Annotated in this window: 16 protein-coding genes and 3 tRNA genes; 7 read left to right on the top strand and 12 right to left on the bottom strand. The window is 66.1% G+C overall.

Annotated elements, in window-relative coordinates:
* Nucleotides 1-216 precede the first annotated feature (216 nt).
* The 3 genes from CLM74_RS14780 to CLM74_RS14770 all read left to right on the top strand — a co-directional run bounded on the left by CLM74_RS14780 (nucleotide 217) and on the right by CLM74_RS14770 (nucleotide 1,495).
* Complete coding sequence (locus CLM74_RS14780; protein ID WP_025876332.1) at nucleotides 217-423, top strand: hypothetical protein; 207 nt, start codon at nucleotides 217-219, stop codon at nucleotides 421-423.
* Nucleotides 424-553: 130 nt separating this feature from the next.
* Nucleotides 554-1,117, top strand: coding sequence for a DUF3011 domain-containing protein (locus CLM74_RS14775; protein ID WP_105164409.1), 564 nt, complete (start codon nucleotides 554-556; stop codon nucleotides 1,115-1,117).
* Nucleotides 1,118-1,291: 174 nt separating this feature from the next.
* Nucleotides 1,292-1,495, top strand: coding sequence for a hypothetical protein (locus tag CLM74_RS14770; RefSeq protein ID WP_032978640.1), 204 nt, complete (start codon nucleotides 1,292-1,294; stop codon nucleotides 1,493-1,495).
* A 150-nt stretch (nucleotides 1,496-1,645) separates the two neighbouring features.
* Here CLM74_RS14770 and dxs read toward each other — a convergent pair whose 3' ends face one another.
* From dxs to CLM74_RS14730, 7 genes are all read right to left on the bottom strand, one after another.
* Nucleotides 1,646-3,553, bottom strand: coding sequence for a 1-deoxy-D-xylulose-5-phosphate synthase (dxs, locus tag CLM74_RS14765; protein ID WP_032951912.1), 1,908 nt, complete (start codon nucleotides 3,551-3,553; stop codon nucleotides 1,646-1,648).
* A gap of 105 nt (nucleotides 3,554-3,658) precedes the next feature.
* Nucleotides 3,659-4,324 carry an HNH endonuclease gene (locus tag CLM74_RS14760; RefSeq protein ID WP_025876340.1) on the bottom strand — a complete coding sequence of 222 codons (666 nt, stop codon included), beginning with the start codon at nucleotides 4,322-4,324 and terminating at the stop codon, nucleotides 3,659-3,661.
* 406 nt (nucleotides 4,325-4,730) lie between these two features.
* On the bottom strand, nucleotides 4,731-6,521 hold the full coding sequence (locus CLM74_RS14750) for an acyl-CoA dehydrogenase C-terminal domain-containing protein (RefSeq protein ID WP_105164407.1): 1,791 nt from the start codon (nucleotides 6,519-6,521) through the stop codon (nucleotides 4,731-4,733).
* A 65-nt stretch (nucleotides 6,522-6,586) separates the two neighbouring features.
* Entirely contained in the window at nucleotides 6,587-7,063 is a 477-nt protein-coding gene (locus CLM74_RS14745; RefSeq protein ID WP_105164406.1) for an LEA type 2 family protein, read from the bottom strand.
* Nucleotides 7,064-7,225: 162 nt separating this feature from the next.
* A complete protein-coding gene (locus CLM74_RS14740) occupies nucleotides 7,226-7,792 on the bottom strand; it encodes a lipocalin family protein (protein WP_158684155.1) in 567 nt (188 codons plus the stop codon).
* A gap of 173 nt (nucleotides 7,793-7,965) precedes the next feature.
* Nucleotides 7,966-8,041, bottom strand: a tRNA-Phe gene (locus tag CLM74_RS14735).
* A gap of 42 nt (nucleotides 8,042-8,083) precedes the next feature.
* Nucleotides 8,084-8,159 (bottom strand) — tRNA-Phe (locus CLM74_RS14730).
* A 337-nt stretch (nucleotides 8,160-8,496) separates the two neighbouring features.
* On the opposite strand from CLM74_RS14730, the gene CLM74_RS14725 reads away from it, so the two are divergent.
* Nucleotides 8,497-9,516 (top strand): NADP-dependent oxidoreductase, encoded by a 1,020-nt coding sequence (locus CLM74_RS14725; protein WP_033831605.1) that lies wholly within the window; start codon nucleotides 8,497-8,499, stop codon nucleotides 9,514-9,516.
* 257 nt (nucleotides 9,517-9,773) lie between these two features.
* A complete protein-coding gene (locus tag CLM74_RS21675) occupies nucleotides 9,774-9,947 on the top strand; it encodes a hypothetical protein (protein ID WP_170929538.1) in 174 nt (57 codons plus the stop codon).
* A gap of 54 nt (nucleotides 9,948-10,001) precedes the next feature.
* Here CLM74_RS21675 and CLM74_RS14720 read toward each other — a convergent pair.
* From CLM74_RS14720 to CLM74_RS14705, 4 genes are all read right to left on the bottom strand, one after another.
* Nucleotides 10,002-10,077, bottom strand: a tRNA-Ala gene (locus tag CLM74_RS14720).
* A 134-nt stretch (nucleotides 10,078-10,211) separates the two neighbouring features.
* Nucleotides 10,212-11,126 (bottom strand): alpha/beta hydrolase, encoded by a 915-nt coding sequence (locus CLM74_RS14715; RefSeq protein ID WP_105164404.1) that lies wholly within the window; start codon nucleotides 11,124-11,126, stop codon nucleotides 10,212-10,214.
* Nucleotides 11,116-12,009, bottom strand: a complete 894-nt coding sequence (locus CLM74_RS14710; RefSeq protein ID WP_105164403.1) for an alpha/beta hydrolase — start codon at nucleotides 12,007-12,009, stop codon at nucleotides 11,116-11,118. The genes CLM74_RS14715 and CLM74_RS14710 overlap by 11 nt, the downstream gene beginning before the upstream one ends.
* 20 nt (nucleotides 12,010-12,029) lie before the next feature.
* Nucleotides 12,030-13,085 carry a sugar phosphate isomerase/epimerase family protein gene (locus CLM74_RS14705; protein ID WP_105164402.1) on the bottom strand — a complete coding sequence of 352 codons (1,056 nt, stop codon included), beginning with the start codon at nucleotides 13,083-13,085 and terminating at the stop codon, nucleotides 12,030-12,032.
* Between the two features lie 101 nt (nucleotides 13,086-13,186).
* Here CLM74_RS14705 and CLM74_RS14700 point away from each other — a divergent pair, with 101 nt between their 5' ends.
* Together CLM74_RS14700 and CLM74_RS14695 are read left to right on the top strand one after the other, a co-directional pair.
* Nucleotides 13,187-13,777 carry a TetR/AcrR family transcriptional regulator gene (locus CLM74_RS14700; protein WP_025876357.1) on the top strand — a complete coding sequence of 197 codons (591 nt, stop codon included), beginning with the start codon at nucleotides 13,187-13,189 and terminating at the stop codon, nucleotides 13,775-13,777.
* A gap of 153 nt (nucleotides 13,778-13,930) precedes the next feature.
* On the top strand, nucleotides 13,931-16,261 hold the full coding sequence (locus CLM74_RS14695; protein ID WP_033831598.1) for a TonB-dependent receptor: 2,331 nt from the start codon (nucleotides 13,931-13,933) through the stop codon (nucleotides 16,259-16,261).
* A 97-nt stretch (nucleotides 16,262-16,358) separates the two neighbouring features.
* Here the strand turns inward: CLM74_RS14695 and CLM74_RS14690 are convergent, their stop codons facing one another.
* The gene (locus tag CLM74_RS14690; RefSeq protein WP_158684154.1) at nucleotides 16,359-18,425 is read right to left on the bottom strand and encodes a DUF4034 domain-containing protein; all 2,067 of its coding nucleotides are present in this window, start codon (nucleotides 18,423-18,425) and stop codon (nucleotides 16,359-16,361) included.
* Nucleotides 18,426-18,519: the final 94 nt, after the last annotated feature.

Genomic DNA, 18,519 nt, shown 5'->3' with positions numbered 1-18,519 from the left:
ACGATAGTGTGAAGCGCGGCTGACTTCGTGACAAGGGTCACGGAACGGGTTTCCTAAATGGCCTCAGGGATGTGATGGGGGGCGCTTTCTGAGGCGATGGTGGGGAGTTTTCGGATAAATCCGATAGGTCTTCTCCGGGGCGCTGGCTAGGCTGGTCGGGCATCGGAGATCGGCCTTGCGCCGGTCCCCGATTTCCCAGAACCGCAGGAGCCCACCATGGTCATCACTGTCCAATGCACCGCCCAGCGCTGGTCCGTCCTGGATCCGCAGACACGCGCGACCGAAGTGTTCAGCACCGGTGCGGCCGCCTTCGATGCCGCTGCCTCGCGGGCCAGCGAGCATCACTGCCGTACCGGCCAGCACAGCACCGTGCGCGTGGAAGCGCTGGGCACTGCGGTCGACGCGCTGCACTTCGGCCGCTGAGCCACCGCAGCCGCAGTCAGTTGCGGTTGGGTTGGTTGAATGGGGGAAAAACCGCCGTCGCGGCTCCCTCTGTGCGCAACGCCGGGAATCCCTGATGCTTGCCTCCACCGTATTCACCTGGAGACAAGGGATGGGCAAGGGACTCACTTGGCGCACCGTGGCGTGCGCCGTGTTGCCGATGATGGCTGCCGCTGGCGGCGTGCAGGCGCAGAACTTTGGCTACGACGATCGCTACGATGATCGTGGTGGCAATGGCATCGTGCGCTGCGAATCGATCAAGAACCGCAGCAACGAGTGCCGGCTGGAAGGGCGTGCGCGCATGATCCGCCAGTTGTCCGGCTCCCCCTGTGTGGAAGGTGAGACCTGGGGCCAGTCCCGTTACGGTGTCTGGGTTACCCAGGGCTGCCGTGCCGAATTCGTCGGTGAATACCGGCGGCCGGGCGGTGGCGGCGGTGGTTGGGGTGGCGGTGGTGGCAACGGCTGGGGCGGAAGCCAGTGGGGTGGTGGTGGCCAGGTGATTGCCTGCCATTCCAATGACCGGCGCCAGCAGTACTGCGATGCGCAGGTTCGTCGCGGCGTGCGTCTGGTACGACAGGAATCGCGCAGTGCCTGCATCGAAGGCCAGACCTGGGGCTGGGACCGCCGTGGCATCTGGGTCAGCAATGGCTGCAGGGCCCAGTTCCAGGTGAACTGAGCGGCTGTCGCAATCGGCTCAAGATCAGAAAAATCTGATAGCGATCACACTTCTTTCCTCGTATTGTCGACTCCCGGGACGCCTTGCGCGTCCCGGTTCGCACTGGCCATTCCTGTCGCGCCTGGTGCGGTCATTCTCTCGTCGTCGATACGCTGTTCAAGGAGTGAGCAACGCATGTTGATCCGACTGCAATGTGAGCAGCGCCAATGGCGCGTGCTGCACCCGGACAAGCCGGAGCCGATCGAGTTCCGCGATGGCGTCCGTGCCTTCGATTTCGCCGAAACCCTGGCCCGCCTGCATTTCACCGATACCGGCCAGCGCGCCTCGGTGCGGGTGGAGTCCAGCGGTGCGTTTGTCGAGGCGATCAGCTACGGCTGAGCACGCCGCGTGTCGGCACGGTCCGCGCCATCCACGCATGGCGTGGATCTGCTTTTGCGCCACCAGCAATCTGGTAGATCCACGGCATGCGTGGATGAGGAACCTGGGGAGCCACGCATGGCCTGGCCCCACCAGACCCCTGCAACGCTCTCAGCCCGCCGCGCTCAACGGCGGGTTGCCGGCGGCCAGCTGCGGCCAGCGCTTGAGCAGGGCCGCACGGATGCCGGCCGCATCGATGCCGGCCTCGGCCAGCAGGTCCTCGCGGCTGGCGTGATGCTGGAAGGCATCGGGCAGGCCCAGGTGCAGGATCGGACGCAGCACGTCCTCGGCATTGAGCAGTTCGGCCACGGCCGAACCTGCGCCGCCCGCCACCACGTTGTCTTCGATCGTCACCAGGGCGTCGTGCTGGTTGGCCATGGCAAGTACCAGTTCGCGATCGAGTGGCTTGATGAAACGCATGTTGACCACGCTCAAACCCAGTTCGCGACCCACCTGTTCGGCGGCGGCGACGGTGCTGCCGAACGCGAGCAGGGCGACGCGGTTGCCTTGCAGGCGCAGCTCGCCCTTGCCGATCGGCAGGGTCGACAGATCGCTGCCGGCATCCACGCCGGTACCGCTGCCGCGCGGGTAGCGCACCGCAGCCGGGCCGGGGTGCTGCAGGCCGGTGCTGAGCATCTGCCGGCACTCGGCCTCGTTGGAGGGCGCCATCACCACCATGTTCGGCACGCAGCGCAGGAAGCTGAGGTCGAGGTTGCCGGCGTGGGTTGCACCATCCGGGCCGACGACGCCGGCGCGATCGATCGCGAACAGCACATCCAGGTCCTGGATGGCCACGTCATGCACCAACTGGTCGTACGCGCGCTGCAGGAAGGTGGAATAGATCGCCACTACCGGCTTGCCGCCCTGGGTGGCCATGCCTGCGGCCAGGGTCACCGCGTGCTGCTCTGCGATGGCCACATCGAAGTAGCGCTGCGGATATTCCCTGCTGAAGCGCACCAGGCCCGAGCCTTCGCGCATTGCCGGAGTGATGCCATACAGACGCGGCTCGGCTGCGGCGGCGTCACACAACCAGTCGCCAAACACATCGGTATAGGTGGGCTTCTTCGCGCCGGTCTTGGCCACCAGGCCCTTGTCCGGATCGAACGGGCCCACCGCGTGGTAACCGATCTGGTCGCCTTCGGCCGGCTCGTAACCCTTGCCCTTGGTGGTCATCACATGCAGCAGCTTCGGGCCCTTGGAGGCACGCAGCGTTTTCAGCGCGGACAGCAGCGCCGGCAGGTCATGGCCATCGATCGGGCCGGTGTAATGGAAGCCCATTTCCTCGAACATCGTGGACGGCACGAACATGCCCTTCCAGTGTTCTTCCCAGCGCTTCACGAAACGCGCGGGATTGTTCTTCTTGTCGCCGAGGATCTTCTTGCCGCCTTCGCGCAGCGCATTGAGCGTGCGGCTGCCGGTGGCGCGGCCGAGCATCTTGGTCAGCCCGCCCACTGCCTCGGAGATCGACATGTTGTTGTCGTTGAGGATCACCAGCAGGTTCGGTTCCGGTTCCATGCCGCCGGCGTGCATCAGCGCTTCGAACGCCATGCCGGCGGTCATCGCACCGTCGCCGATCACGGCCACGACCTTGCGATCATCACCTTCGGTCTGGCGCGCGATGGCCATGCCCAGTGCCGCCGAGATCGAGGTCGAGGAGTGGCCGACACCGAAGGTGTCGTACTCGCTTTCCTCGCGCTTGGGGAACGGCGCGACGCCATCCTTCTGCTTGACGGTATGGATCTCGTCGCGGCGACCGGTGAGGATCTTGTGCGGATAGGTCTGGTGGCCGACGTCCCAGACCAGCTGGTCGACCGGGGTCTGGTACAGGTAGTGCAGGGCCACGGTGAGCTCGATCACGCCCAGGCCGGCGGCGAAATGGCCACCGCTTTTGCCGACCGATTCGATCAGGTAGGCACGCAGTTCATCGGCAACCGCCGTCAGTTCGGATTCGTCGAACGTGCGCAGGTCATCCGGTGTCTGGATGCGCGCGAGGCGGGGATAGCGGGCAGAGTCGATCATCATGTTCGCACTTGTTCTGAACGCCCATTTTCGCCCTCAAACGGGGGTGGGGCAAGCAAACGCCGCCGCCCGTGACAGGACGGTGAGGGTTGCATTCCCGGATGTTCAGGTGCAGAGCTTGGAGCGCTTGGGCAGCTGGGCCCTCAGGAACGCCATCTGGTCGGCCAGGATGTTGCGGTTGGACAGGATCAGGTGCTCGATCCAGCTCGGCCGGTACGGCACCGCCAGCAGCGGCATGCCGGCCTGTTGCGGGGTGCGGTCGCTCTTGCGCGAATTGCAGTGGAAGCAGGCGGTGACTACGTTTTCCCAGGTGTCCAGGCCGCCTTTGGACAAGGGCATGACGTGGTCGCGGGTCAGAGTCGGGCGTCCGAACTGCTGTCCACAGTAAAGACAGAGATGGGCATCGCGGGCGAACAGGGCCGGGTTGGTCAGGTTCGGTGTCGGGTCCAGTGCACGCGAGCGGGCATGGCCGCGCGCGGCGATGATCGGGTGCAGGTCCATTCCGCTCTGCATGCCACTGCGACGATTGGTCCCACCGTGGATGTGCAGGCAGGGATCGCCGAGGGTCCAGGCGACGGCATCGCGGGCGTAGAGGCAGGCGGCGTCCTGCCAGGTGATCCAGTCCAGGACCCGGCCATGACCATCCAGTGAGAGCAGCCGGACCGTGCCGGGGCGATGCAGCGTCGTGGCGTTGGGCGATGCTTCGGCGCCCGGAGCAGAAAACGGAGCTCCGGCTTCGATCAGACCCAAGCGTGTAGTGTCTGTCTCCATCGGGAAAACAGCTTATACCTGAATCATTGCGATTTGGGTATCGCCCGGAGGGCGTAACCCAAATCGCAATGATTCAGGTCCGCGCATTCTTCCTATTCCCCGCGCCTGTCGGCGCGCCCCCTTTAACAAAAGGGGGCTTTTCTCCAGAGGCATTACGGGTGGTTTCCATCCACGCTTGGCGTGGATCTACCGGGAAAATGTAGAAGGCGGGGTGGGGCCGGTTGCGGGGGCGTGAGCGCCATGGATGGCGCGATCGAGGCTACAGGGACGTACTTGCGCCGTCCCCCGCAATTGGACCCACCCCGCCATCCCGCAGGAAACCAGCTGTTGCTGTTGCTCCAGCTGTTGCAGTTGCCGGCCAGCGGCCGGCACTACCGTGGGTGCCGGGTGCCGACTGCGGCCCGGCTCAGGCGCCGAAGCGTTCGTCGTCCATTGCCATCAGCGGTGCGGCGCCCGCCTGGATGGCGGCGGCGTGGCTGAGGGTGCGCGGCAGCACGCGGGCGAAGTAGAAGCGCGCGGTCTCGCGCTTGCCCTGGGCGAATGCTGCGCCGTGTGCGCTGGCATCGGCGGCGGCAACGCTGCGGGCCCACCAGTAGGCCAGCACCACATAACCCGAATAGAACAGGTAGTCGTAGCTGGCCGCGCCCAGTTCGTCCGGATTGGCGGCCGAACGCTGCAGCACGTCCATCGTCAGCTTGCCCCACTCGGCGGCCTTGGCGCGCAGCGGGCCGATGAACTCGGCCAGGCTCTCGTTGCCTTCATTCGCCTTGGCGAACGCCTCGATCTCGGCCAGCATCAGCTTCAGGCCAGCGCCTTGGCTGGACGCGGTCTTGCGGCCGATCAGGTCCAGCGCCTGGATGCCGGTGGTGCCTTCATACAAGGTGGTGATGCGGGCATCGCGGGCCAGCTGTTCCATGCCGTGCTCGCGGATGTAGCCGTGGCCGCCGAAGCACTGCAGGGCGTTGTAGGTGTTCTCGATGCCCCATTCGGTCTGGCAGGCCTTGGAGATCGGGGTCAGGAAGCTCACCAGGGTGTCAGCGCGCTCGCGTTCACCGGCATCGTCTGCATGGTGGGCGACGTCGATCAGGGTGGCCGCATGCAGGGCCAGCAGGCGGCTGCCTTCCACCAGCGACTTGATGGTCAGCAGCATGCGACGCACGTCCGGATGCACCAGGATCGGGTCGGCCGGCTTGTCCGGGAACTTGGCGCCGCTGAGCGAACGCGACTGCAGGCGCTCGCGGCTGTACTTCAGCGCGTTCTGGTAGGCGCGCTCGGACAGGCCGATGCCCTGCAGGCCGACACCCAGGCGAGCAGTGTTCATCATGGTGAACATCGCCTGCAGGCCCTTGTGCGGCTGGCCGACCAGGTAGCCTTGGGCGCCATCGAAATTCATCACGCAGGTGACCGAGCCCTTGATGCCCATCTTGTGCTCGATCGAGCCGCAGCGCAGCGCGTTGCGCTCACCGACGTTGCCGTCGCGGTCGACCTTGAACTTCGGGGTGACGAACAGCGAGATGCCCTTGGCGCCCGGGGGGGCATCGGGCAGCTTGGCCAGCACCAGGTGCACGATGTTGCCGGTCAGGTCGTGCTCGCCGGCGGTGATGAAGATCTTGGTGCCGGTGATCGAATAACTGCCATCGGCGTTCGGCTCGGCCTTGGTCTTGAGCAGGCCCAGGTCGGTGCCGCAATGCGGCTCGGTCAGGCACATGGTGCCGGTCCAGCGGCCTTCGATCAGCGGCTTCAGGAAGGCCTCGTGCTGCCAGGCTTCGCCGTGCTGCTTCAGCGCTTCGATGGCGCCGTGCGACAGCAGCGGGAAGTTGCCCCAGGCCAGGTTGGCGGCGTTGATCATTTCATTGAGCGGCACGCCCAGCGTGTGCGGCAGGCCCTGGCCGCCCAGTTCCGGCGATGCGGTCAGGCCGGTCCAGCCGCCGTCGACGAACTGGTCGTAGGCCTGCTTGAAGCCGGGTGGCGTGGTCACTTCGCCGCTGGCCTGGTCGAGCACGCAGCCGATCTCGTCGCCCACGCTGTTAAGCGGGGCCAGCACGCTGGCGCTGAAGCGGCCGGCTTCTTCCAGCACGGCATCGACGACATCGGCGGTGGCGTCGGTGAAGCCAAGACGGGCGAACAGCGGCTCGACCTTCAGCACATCGTGCAGGCCGAAACGAAGGTCGGAAAGCGGGGCGGTGTAGCTGCTCATCGGTGCGTCTCGATTTGATCAGTAACAGGGGGAGCGGCGCGATGCGTCGCGGCGGAAAGCGGAGATCAGCGCAGCACGCCGGGCAGGCCCGGGGCTTGGTTGAGCGTGCTGCGGCTGTTGATATCGAAGGTGCGCTGCTTCTTTTCCTGCGGCGTGGCCGACACCGTGCCCTTCAGGCTGTAGGCGAGGGTGCGGTTGCTGGCCAGTGCGTCGGCGATCACCAGGCGTGCGGCCGGGCTGGGCTTGAAGTTCACGTTGATGACATCGGCAGAGACGCCGCCGATGGAGATGCCCGGCTTGGCCGACAGCGGGCCGGCCTCGGTGTCGCCGATGGTCAGGGCCAGTGCGACGTCGTCGAAAGTCATCGGCATCGAACTGTAATTCTGCAGGCGCAGGGCGACAGTCCAGTCGCCATTGGCCTGCACGGTCAGCTGCTGCAGGCTCGCGGCCGGTTCCGAAACACGCTTGACGATGCCATCGCCGCAAGCGACCAGGGTCAGGGTGCACAGGACGATCAAGACGGTACGGAAGCGGTGGAACATGGGCGCAGGTCCTCTGAAGGCGGTGCGTGGGATAAGCATACTACGGCGTATGGTGGAAAAGGTCGCCCGCGGCGACCGGCCACAGAGGGTAGCGCGTGAAGATGCACGCGAGGCGTGCGCGATGCTGGATTGCAGACGTTGCGTGCGCCGTTGGGCGGCGCCTCAGTCGGCGGGCGCGTCGCGTACGGGCGCGTCGTGCACGGGCGCCATCAGACGCAGCGTCGCCAGGTCGTAACCCATCGCTTGCGCCTTCGCCTTGAGCTGGTCGAACAGGGCGCGGTCCATCTCCGGCAGGCGCGCGAGGATCCACAGATACCTGCGGCCGGGTTCACCGACCATCGCCCACTGGTAGTCCGGGTCCAGCGCGATCACCCAGTAGTCGGCCCAGACCAGAGGCACCCAGCTAAGCCAGTCGGGAACGAAGCGTACCTGCAGCTGGCCGGGTTGCCCGGCAACGGGCCGCGCCACACCCTCGGCGACAATCCGCTCGCCATCGGCCTTGCGGCAGGCGTTGGTGACGCTGATCCGGCCATCGCGGCGCAGCCCGTAGTTGGCAGTGATCTCGCCCACGCATTGCTTCTGGAACGACACCGGCAGATGGGCGATCTCGTGCCACTGGCCGGCATAGCGATCGATGTCCAGTTCGCTGACCGCGCGCACGGGCTCGGCAGCGAGTGCCGGTGCGGCGAAAAGCAGCAGGCAGGCGAGCAGGGCAGGGTGCAAGCGCATTGGTCGGCTCCGGGCAGGAGTCTGGAGCGTAGGTTGCACAGCACGCGGAGGTGTGAATGTTTCGTCAACCCACGTGCCGCATCCGCGCAGGATCGATGCGGCGCGATCCATGTCGTGCGTGGACGGAACGTCACGGACAAAAAAAGACCTGCATTTCTGCAGGTCTTCGAACATGGTGGCCGAGGACGGAATCGAACCGCCGACACGGGGATTTTCAATCCCCTGCTCTACCAACTGAGCTACTCGGCCATGTAGAAAAAAAAGACCCGCATTTCTGCAGGTCTTCGAAAGTGGTGGCCGAGGACGGAATCGAACCGCCGACACGGGGATTTTCAATCCCCTGCTCTACCAACTGAGCTACTCGGCCACTTGTTTCGTTGCAGCGATGTCGCTGCCGAGGACGCGCATATTACGGACGTAGGACAGGTTCGGCAAGCGTTTTGGAAAAAAACCTTCACATTGGTGTCTGCGGCCGGCGGAAGGCCCTGCAAGTGATTGATCCTGCGTTGAGCCGGCTCGACCGGGATCGCCGGACGCGGAAAACAGCAGCCCGCCGCTGGCGCCAAAGCTGACGGGGCAAGCGATGCAGGGACGGAGCAGGGAAGGCACCGATGGAACGCTGTTTTCATGGCACCCACGAGGGCAGGGCGCGGCGTACTGTCGCGGTTCCCCTCCCGATGCTGCCCGCAGCAGAGCCATTGGACATGTCCGATTCAACCACCCGCATCGTGCTTGCCTCGCGCCCCCAAGGTGCGCCGGTCGCCGCCAATTTCCGCCTCGAACAGGTGCCGCTACCGGCATTGGCCCCGGGCCAGGTGCTGCTGCGCAACCGCTACCTGTCGTTGGATCCGTACATGCGCGGACGCATGGACGATGGCCCGTCGTACGCACCGCCGGTGGCAGTGGATGCGGTGATGGAGGGCCAGACCGTGGCCGAGGTGCTGCAGTCGCAGGCGCCTGGCCTGGCGGTGGGCGAGCTGGTGCTGGCCCCCGGTGGCTGGCAGACGCATGCCGTGGTGGCGGGTGATGCGATCAGCCGGCACCTGGATCCGGCCGGGCTGCCGCTGAGCACAGCGTTGGGCGTGTACGGCATGCCGGGGTTCACCGCGTACTCCAGCCTGATCGAAATCGGCAAGCTGCAACCCGGCGAGACCCTGGTGGTGGCCGCTGCAAGTGGACCGGTTGGCGCCACCGTGGCCCAGTTGGCCAAGCTGCAGGGCGCGCGGGTGGTTGCCATCGCCGGCGGTGAGGCCAAGCGTGCCTATCTGGAAACACTGGGCGTGGACGTGGCGCTGGACCATCGCGCCTCTGGTTTTGCCGAACAGCTGCGCGCTGCCGTGCCGGATGGCATCGACGTGTACTTCGAGAACGTGGGTGGCCATGTGCTCGATGCCGTGCTGCCGCTGCTCAATGATTTCGCGCGCATTCCGGTGTGCGGCACCATCGCCACCTACAACGCCCGCGGCGTCGCGCAGCCCGGACCGGATCGGCTGCCTGCGCTGTTCAGCCAGATCCTGCGCCAGCGCCTGACCGTGCGTGGCTTCATCGTGCATGACTTCAAGCATCTGTGGCCGGAATTCGAGCGCGACATGCCGCAGTGGCTGCGCGATGGGCGCATCAAGTACCGCGAAGACGTCGTGCAGGGCCTGGAAAATGCACCCGAAGCCTTCTTCGGCCTGCTGCAGGGGCGCAACTTCGGCAAGCTGGTGGTGAAGCTGGATTGAGCGACCGCGTCTTGAAGGCACCGGAACATTCCGGTGCCTGCCTTCTTCTAACGCACGCCTTTCGTTGGCCTACTGGGCGAAACGCAGCTGATTGGCGGCGCGTATCTGGATCTGGTGGATGTTGAACGGGTGGCGGTAATTGCCGGGGTGTGATGGCTGCACGCGCTGTTCGCAGGCAGCTGACCGTCACATCACGCAGTCGCCGCTAGCGTTGTCTGCGTCACGCTGGCCTGTTGCCGGCGCCGTCGGAGCGATGCATGAGCGAACATGACAAGAAGCCCTCCCACGCACGCGAAGGTGTGCAGGAGAGTCGGCAGGACCGGCAGCAGGATGAAGTGGCCAAGCAGCGTCCCGGCCAGCAGGACCAGAAGGTGCGCGATGCACATTCGCGCGCGCCCGTGCGCAAGGACGGCGGGCAGGACCCGGCCTGAGCGGCTGGCCAGAACAGAAAGCCCCGGCAGTGCCGGGGCTTTCTGTTTTTCATATGGTGGAGCCAAGGAGGATCGAACTCCTGACCTCGTCATTGCGAACGACGCGCTCTCCCAGCTGAGCTATGGCCCCATGGGGGTGTTGCATCCCGTGGGCAGCGGAGCTGGCGCCACGTGACGACCCTAGCATAGCGCTGGCCGGTGCCGGCTGCAAAGGGGCGGGCCGGACACAGCGGCGCAGGTGCTCTGCGCCGCTGCAGGCCTGGCTCAGGGCAGCAGGGCCGCCGCGCGCTGGATCGCGATGTCGGTCGCCGCCGACACACCATGCAGGTGGATGCAGGCGTGGATCATCCCCGGCAGGCGCTCCTGCGTGCAGTCCACACCCGCTTCCCGCAGATTGGCGGCGTACTGTTCAGCTTCGTCGCGCAGCGGATCGAACTCACAGCTCAGCACCGTGGCCGCCGGCAGGCCACGCAGATCGCGGGCGTGCAGGGGCGAAGCCAGCGCCTGTCGGCGGTCACTGTCGCCGAGGTAGGCCTGCCAGCAGCGCTGCATCAGTTCAGCGCTGAGGTAGTAGCCGTCGGCGAACTCGCGGTAGGAGCCGCTGGCCATGGTGGCATCCAGTGCCGGGTACAGCAGCAGTTGATGCGATGGCAACGGCAGTCCCTGATCGCGCAGCAGCAGGCAGCACGCGGCGGCGAGATTGCCGCCGGCGCTGTCGCCGCCGATGACCAGCCGTGCCGGATCAAGACCCAGCGCGGCGGCATGGGCCTGCAGCCACAGCCACGCATCGGCGACGTCGTGCAGCGGCGTCGGGAACGGATGCTCCGGCGCCAGGCGATAGCCGACGGCAGCGACGACATGGCCGCTGGCATTGGCCAGGGCCCGGCAGGGGCCGTCATAGACCGCCAGCGAGCACTGGAACCAACCACCGCCGTGGGCGAACAACAGGGCAGGGCGCAGCTCGGTGCCGTTGGCTGTGGGCGTATACAGGCGCACGACCAGCGCATAACCGTCGCGCGCGCTGATGACGTGCTCCACGACATGCGATACCGCCTCGGTGGCACCCTGCAGCGTGGGCAGCGCCTGCTCGCTCAGTGCGCGCAGTTCGAGCAGATCGTCTGGCAGCGGTTGCGCCGCCACCGCATCGACGAAAGACTGCAATGCAGGTTCAAGCGGCATGGTCAGCCTCCTGCAGGAACGGCAGCAGCTGGGCGAGGAAGGCGTCCGGTGCCTCTTCCATGATGAAGTGGCCACACCCCGGCACGACGCTGCCGCGCAGGTCATCGGCGTGCGGCTGCAGGGTCAGCATGGGGGCATTGCCGGTGGCGTGCTCGGCGCCGATGGCCAGCACCGGCATCGTCAACCGGCGTTGTGCGCGGAGCTGGTTCTGGCGGATGGTTTCCGGAATCGCACGGTACCAGGCAAACCCTGCACGCAACGCGCCGGGGCGGCTGTAGGCGGCGATGTAGGTTTCGCTGGCCACCGCGTCGCGCCGGTACGACCAGCGGTCGAACATGAAGTCCAGGTAGGCACGTTCGCGACCGGTGATGAGGGCCTCGGGCAGATCGGCCACCTGGTTGAACATGAAGTGCCACAGGAAGATGTTGTCGGCCGGCGCGGCGAAGATGCCCGGCTCGGGTGCCAACCCGGGAATCACCGCCTCGGTCACGGCCAGGCGCTGCACCGCCTGCGGCTGGTCGCTGGCCAATGCATAGGCGATCCACATGCCGATGTCATGGCCGACCACCTGATAGCGCTCGTGGCCCAGCGCCTGCATGGTCTGGTGCAGTACTGCGGCGGCGCTGCCGGTGTCGTAGCCGTGCGCAGGGCGATCGGATTCGCCGATGCCGGGCGGGTCGACCGCGATCGCTTCGAAGCCGGCCTCGGCCAGCGCATGCAGCACGTGGCGCCAGGCGTACCAGGTCTGCGGCCAGCCGGGAATCAACAGCACCGGTTGACCGCTGCCGGCGGAGACGCAATGCACGCGCTGGCCGTCGATGCGCAGGTAGTGGTGGCGCAGGGGGTCGTCGCCGGGGGTACCAGCGGTGGGGATGTTCGTCATGGGGATGTTCCTGTGGGGGCTCAGGCGATGCCGAGCATCTGCTGCATCTGGGCGCTGCTGATCGGCGCGCCGGCGAAGTCGTCGAAGATCTTGTCGGTGACCGGGATGATGTGGTCGCGGATGAAGGCGGCACCTTCGCGCGCACCGGCTTCCTGGTCCTTCAGGCAGCACTCCCATTCCAGCGTTGCCCAGCCGGCGTAGTCGTACTGCGCCAACTTGGAGAAGATCGACTTGAAATCGACCTGGCCGTCGCCCAGCGAGCGGAAGCGGCCCGCGCGTTCGGTCCAGTCGGCGTAGCCACCGTAGATGCCCTGGCGACCATTGGGACGGAACTCCGCATCCTTGACGTGGAACATGCGGATCAGCGGATGGTAGATGTCCAGGAACTGCAGGTAATCCAGCTGCTGCAGCACGAAGTGGCTGGGATCGAACAGGATGCGGCAGCGCTCGTGCTGGCCCACACGCTCGAAGAAGCGTTCGAAGCTGGTGCCATCGTGCAGGTCTTCGCTGGGATGGATTTCGTAGCAGAGGTTGATGCCGTTGTCCTCGCAGGTATCGAGGATCGGCCGCCAGCGGCGTGCCAGCTCATCGAATGCGGCATCGATCAGGCCCGGCGGACGCTGCGGGAAGGGGAACAGGTAGGGCCAGGCGAACGAGCCGGAGAAGGTGCCCATGTCCTGCAGCCCGAGCCGGCGCGAGGCGCGGGCGGCCAGATGCAGCTGCTGCTGTGCCCATTCGCTGCGTGCCTGCGGATTGCCGCGCAGTGCTTCCGGTGCGAAACCATCGCACAGCTCATCGTAGGCCGGATGCACCGCCACCAGCTGGCCCAGGATGTGGGTGGTCAGCTCGCTGACCTGCAGGCCGTGCTCGGCCAGGGTGCCACGCAGGTCATCGCAGTAGTCCTGGCTGTCGGCGGCGGTGGCCAGGTCGAACAGGCGCGCGTCCCATGCCGGAATCTGCAGGGCCTTGAAACCATGACCGGCCGCCCAGGCGGCGATGCCGGACAGGCTGTCGAACGGCGCCTGGTCGCCAGCGAACTGCGCCAGATGCAGGCTGGGGCCTTTGAGGGTTTGCATGTGTTGCTCCAATTGTTTGTCGGTCGACAAAGAATAGGCGCGTGCATCGGGATGGTCAACACCCGCGTTACACTGCGCGCCTCAGAACGGCAGGCAGGCAGATGGCAGGGCGACCGCGCGAATTCGACAGGGACCAGGCATTGCGCAAGGCGATGCTGCTGTTCTGGCAGCACGGCTATGAGGGCACCTCGATGTCGGCCCTGGTCGAAGCGCTTGGCATTGCCTCGGCGCGCATCTACGCCGCGTTCGGCAGCAAGGAGCAGCTGTTCCGCGAAGCGGTGGCGCTGTACGAGGAAGGCGAGGGCGGCTTCGCGCCGCGCGCGCTGGAGCAGGCGTCACTGCGCGATGCGATCGGCAGCATGCTGCGGGATGCCGTGTTGACCTACACCCGTCGCGGTCGTCCGCATGGCTGCCTGGTAGTGTCCTCGGCCAGCAGCGTGTCACCGGATGGCGAGGGCGTACGCGACTGGCTGGCCAGCCACCGCCGCCAGCGCACGGCGGCGATCATCGCGCGGCTGCAGCAGGCGCAGGCGGCTGGCGAGCTGGCGGCCGATCTATCCGTGCAGGCGCTGGGCGATCATTTCGCCACGGTGCTGCATGGCATCTCGGTGCAGGCGCGAGACGGCATCAGCCGCGAACGCCTGCTGGCGATGGTCGAGGTCGCGCTGGCGCCGTTACCGCAGCACGGCTGAGGCCGGACTGTGCCGAAAAAGGCCTGATACCCCTGCTGTCTGCCGGCGCAACGAAATTGTAACAATTTGGAGGATAATGGCCGCTTGCGCAGTTTTCCTCCTATTTGCCGCCCGGTCAGCGCAGGCCGCACGGACGCCTCCTCAGAGCTTTCGATGCCTTCCCATTCCGATTCCCGCCGTTCGTCGGGCATGTCGTCCTCCTTCGTTTCCTTCCGTCGCCATCCGCTGGCCCTGGCCTGTGCAGGCCTGGCGCTGGCTGCCAGCTTCGGTGCTGCCGCGCAGGACAGTGCACCGACCCCGACCGGGCTGGACACCATCACCGTGACCGCCGAGCACCGCGAGCAGAACCTGCAGGAAGTGCCGGTGTCGGTAGGCGTGGTGCAGGGCGAGCGCATGCGCGACTTCACCGCCGGCGGCGACGACACCCTGCTGGCGCTGTCCGGCCGCGTGCCGAGCCTGTATGCGGAAACCACCACCGGCCGCATCTTCCCGCGCTTCTACATCCGCGGCCTGGGCAACATCGATTTCTACCTCGGTGCCTCGCAGCCGGTGTCGATCATCCAGGACGACGTCGTGCTGGAGCACGTGGTGCTGAAGTCCAACCCGGTCTATGACGTGGACCAGGTGGAAGTGCTGCGCGGTCCGCAGGGCTCGCTGTTCGGCCGCAACACCACCGCCGGCATCGTCAAGTTCGACACCCTCAAGCCGACCCAGGACTACAGCGGTCGCGTCAGCGCCAGCTATGCCTCCTACAACAGCGTGTCGATCGACGGTGGCTTCGGCGGCCCGATCAACGACATCGCATCGTTCCGCGTGTCGGCGCTGTACCAGCACCGCGACGACTACGTCGACAACACCTACACCGGCCCCAGCGCCGATGGCACGGTCAGCCCGAAGAAGAACGCCATGGGCGGCTTCGACGACCGCAACGTGCGCGCGCAGCTGCTGCTGACCCCGAGCGACCAGTTCTCGATCCTTGCTTCGGCCCACGCCCGCGACTACGAAGGCACCTCGACCCTGTTCCTGCGCAACGCACTGACCAAGGGCTCGAACAAGACCGACGTGCCGCGTGACCAGGTCGCCTACGACGAGGCCGACAACAACCCGCAGGCGTACAAGACCTACGGCGGTTCGGTGAAGGCGCGTTATGACTTCGGCGCGATCGACTTCACCTCGATCACCGCTTACGAGACCACTTCCGGCTACAGCCGCGGTGACACCGACGGCGGCGCTGCGGTCAACTTCCCGGTCAATGGCGTGCCGAACGGCTACGGCCAGTCGATGGGCCAGATCCGTGACCTGGACCAGTGGACCCAGGAGTTCCGCCTGGCCAGCCATGACGACAGCGCCCTGCAGTGGCAGGCCGGTGCGTTCTACTTCAACGGCAGCGACACCACCGACTTCTACCAGCGCGGCTGGTTCCTGAAGGGCGCTGCGCGCAACCCGAACAACTGGGTGCGCCTGCGCAACAAGAACACCTCCTGGGCCGGTTTCGGCCAGCTGAGCTACGCCTTCACCGACAAGTTCACCGTCACCGCCGGCCTGCGCCAGACCCGCGATGAGAAGCACACCCGTCTGCTGAAGACGGCCGATACCGCTGCCGGCCTGGTCACCTACAAGGGCCGCACCGACGTCAAGATGACCGACACCACCCCGAGCTGGGATCTGAGCGCGATGTATCAGATCACCCCGGACGTGAGCGTCTATGCGAAGGTCGCCCGCGGCTTCCGTGGCCCGACCATCCAGGGCCGTTCGGCGGTGTTCAATGCCGACTTCACCACCGCCGATTCGGAAACGATCCTGTCCTGGGAAGCGGGCGTGAAGAGCAGCCTGTGGGACAACCGCCTGCGCCTGAACGCCACCGCGTTCACCTACACCGTCAACGACATCCAGCTCAACGGCAACGATTCGGACGGCAACGGCGTGCTGTTCAACGCCGACAAGGCCAAGGCCTACGGCTTCGAAGCGGACATGGAGCTGCGCCCGATCCAGAACCTGACCCTGAGCGCCGGCCTGAGCCTGCTGCACAGCGAGATCAAGGACAAGCGCGTCTACGCGCAGGTCTGCGGCCTGAACGGCCAGGTGGTGTGCACGGTGAACGATCCGACCATCAAGGTCGGTGCCAACACCTTCGCGCAGATCGATGGCAACCCGCTGCCGAACGCACCGAAGTACAACATCAACCTGGCAGCGCGCTACGACTTCCCGGTCAGCGACGCGGCCACGATGTTCGTGTCCACCGACTGGAACAAGCAGGGCTACACCAGCTTCGTGCTGTACGACAGCAAGGAGTTCAACTCCAAGGGTGATTTCGAGGGTGGCCTGAAGATCGGCTATTCAGGCAACTACGGTGCCTACGAAGTGGCGCTGTTCGCGCGCAACATCACCAACGAGAAGAACCTCAAGGGTGTGATCGAGAACTACATGGCCGCGGTCTACAACGAACCGCGCACCGTGGGTGTTTCGCTGAACATGAACTGGTAAGCCGCATCGGCCGGTATCGCACGCGATACCGGCACCCTTGCACTTTCCTGCAGACGCCCTGCCTGTGCAGGGCGTCTGTCGTTGGCCTGCGGCTGGTTCAGACCGGGTGCACGTCGTGCCGGTCCGGTACTGCATCCAGGCCGAAGGTCAGCTGCCAGCTGCGCAGGTCCACTTTGTCGCGGTCGCGGGCTTGCTGACGCGCTGCACGGCTGGCACCAAACAACTTGCCCTGCCCATCGATCAACGGGCGCATGCGCAGCACCTCCGCGTTGTCCGGCTCCGCATCGGCGGCCCGGTCAAGCCAGGTCTTGGCCAGGAAGGCATTGGCAGGCACACCATTGCCGAAGTGGAACACATCGGCCAGGAAGCCTGCCGCCCAGGCCTGCGTCGTGCTGTCGCCGCGCCACCACAGCGGCCCCAGCAGGTCGAACACCGCTTCGCGCTTGTCGTTGTCATCCTCGCCCTGATACAGCAGCACCGCGAGATTCATGTGTGCAGGGCGCCATACCCGGTCATGCGGCTCGGCCTCGTCCACGCAGCGCCGATACAACATGCGCGACTGCTGCTGCAGCGCGGGGTCGGGCGTCTCCCTGAAGATCTCGCCCAGCTGCCAGGCGCGGTTGTAGATCACCACCAGGTCGCCGGCAGCAATCGCACGCTCGGTCCACAGCGCCTCCTGCACGGGGTCGACGTAGGCGGGGAAGTCCTTGCCGGCCACACGCCCGCGGTACAGATCCACCAGCGATGCCATCGACCTCGGGTCGCCGGCGTGCGCGAGCTGCAGCAGCATCTGCAGACCGGCCGGCGCGGAAACCGAGCAGAACAGGTTGGCAGCCACCGTGGACAACTCCACGCCATCTTCGTCGGCCGTCGCCAGCGCTCCCTGCAGGTGCTGCGCGGCCAGGGCGCTGTCCGCGCTGAAGCCGAACAGGCCGGACTGACGACCAGCAGCCAACCACGCAAGGGCATGCGCGCTGTCGGTCCAGTCTTCGACACTGGCGAGTACCTGCGCGAACAGCGCGTCGGCGCCGTCGACGCGTGCAAAATGCGCACAGGCTTCCAGTGCGTTCATGCCCTCATCGACCACACAGCCGGGATCCAACGCGAACGCCTCTGCCAGGCAGTCACGGGCATGCGTCATCCGCATCTGGTCCCAGTTCACCTGGTTTTCCTGCGGTTCGTCGCGGCCGAGGTGGTAGTCCAGCATCGCCCGCCAGCACAGCACCTGTGCCCGCGTTGATGCATCCAGGTGCAGGTCGAGCAGGGCGCGATAGGCCTGCTCCTGTTCGGCGATGGCCTCGGCATCGTCGGCATCCGGGGCGAGCCACAGCCAGTCGCGCTCCTTGACCACACGCAGTCGATTACGCTGCGGAAGCATCAATCGTGATGCTTCGGGACCATCGATGAAGTGTTGCATCAGCGCGTGGCTGCCGCCCCAGCGCGGGTACAGGTAATACAGATAGATCTCGAGCACGTCGACATCATCGGCACGGAACGACAGCGCCAGCTCCAGCCAGTAGTCGGCGGCATACTCGAATGCTTCTTCGCTGCGGTGCGCCAGCACAGCGGGCAGGGCGGGAAGTTCATCCAAGGGGGCACCGTAGGGCGCAAGCAATGCGACCGCGGCGGCGAATGCTTCCGGGTCCTGGCGCTGCTGCGCTGTGTACAGATCGGCGCGTCCACCGCGTTGCAACTGCTGCAACCAGCGCGGCTCGCCCAGATAGCAGGCCATCCGCAGCATCCGCCCCAGTACGAAGGCGGGACGTGGATGGCGTGCGATGGTGTGCAGCCATGCGGCCAGAGCGTGGTCGCGTGCCAGCGCAGCACCGTCCCATTGCGCCTGACGGATCTTCTCGATGGTATCGGTGGAGCGGATGCGGCCGGCAACCCGGTCCCACAGCGTGCCCAGCACGGCCCACGCGTGCGGGCTGTGTGGCTGTCGTGCGCACCACTGCCGGGCCCGTTCAAGGCGGGCAGGCAGGTCCTGCGCAGGCTCAAGCAGGGTGGCGAGCAGCCAGCCATATCCAAAGCGCGGGGTGCCACCGTCGAGCCACTGTTGCTCCACCTCCCCGAGCAGGCGGTCGACATCATCGAAACGCTCCTGCTGCAGCGCATCGCGTGCTTCGCGGCGCAGGGCCATCGCTTCGTGGGGGGAATGCGGCATGGGTAACAGCGTCCTTGCAGATGATCGGACGCGCATTCTAGGCAATCCGGTGCATGCCTGTTACCGCCTGCAGTGGTGCGGCAGGACGACGCCC

It is taken from the genome of Stenotrophomonas sp. MYb57, from assembly GCF_002966815.1.
Classification (GTDB): domain Bacteria; phylum Pseudomonadota; class Gammaproteobacteria; order Xanthomonadales; family Xanthomonadaceae; genus Stenotrophomonas; species Stenotrophomonas indicatrix.
This window is presented reverse-complemented; position numbering and strand designations above follow the sequence as displayed.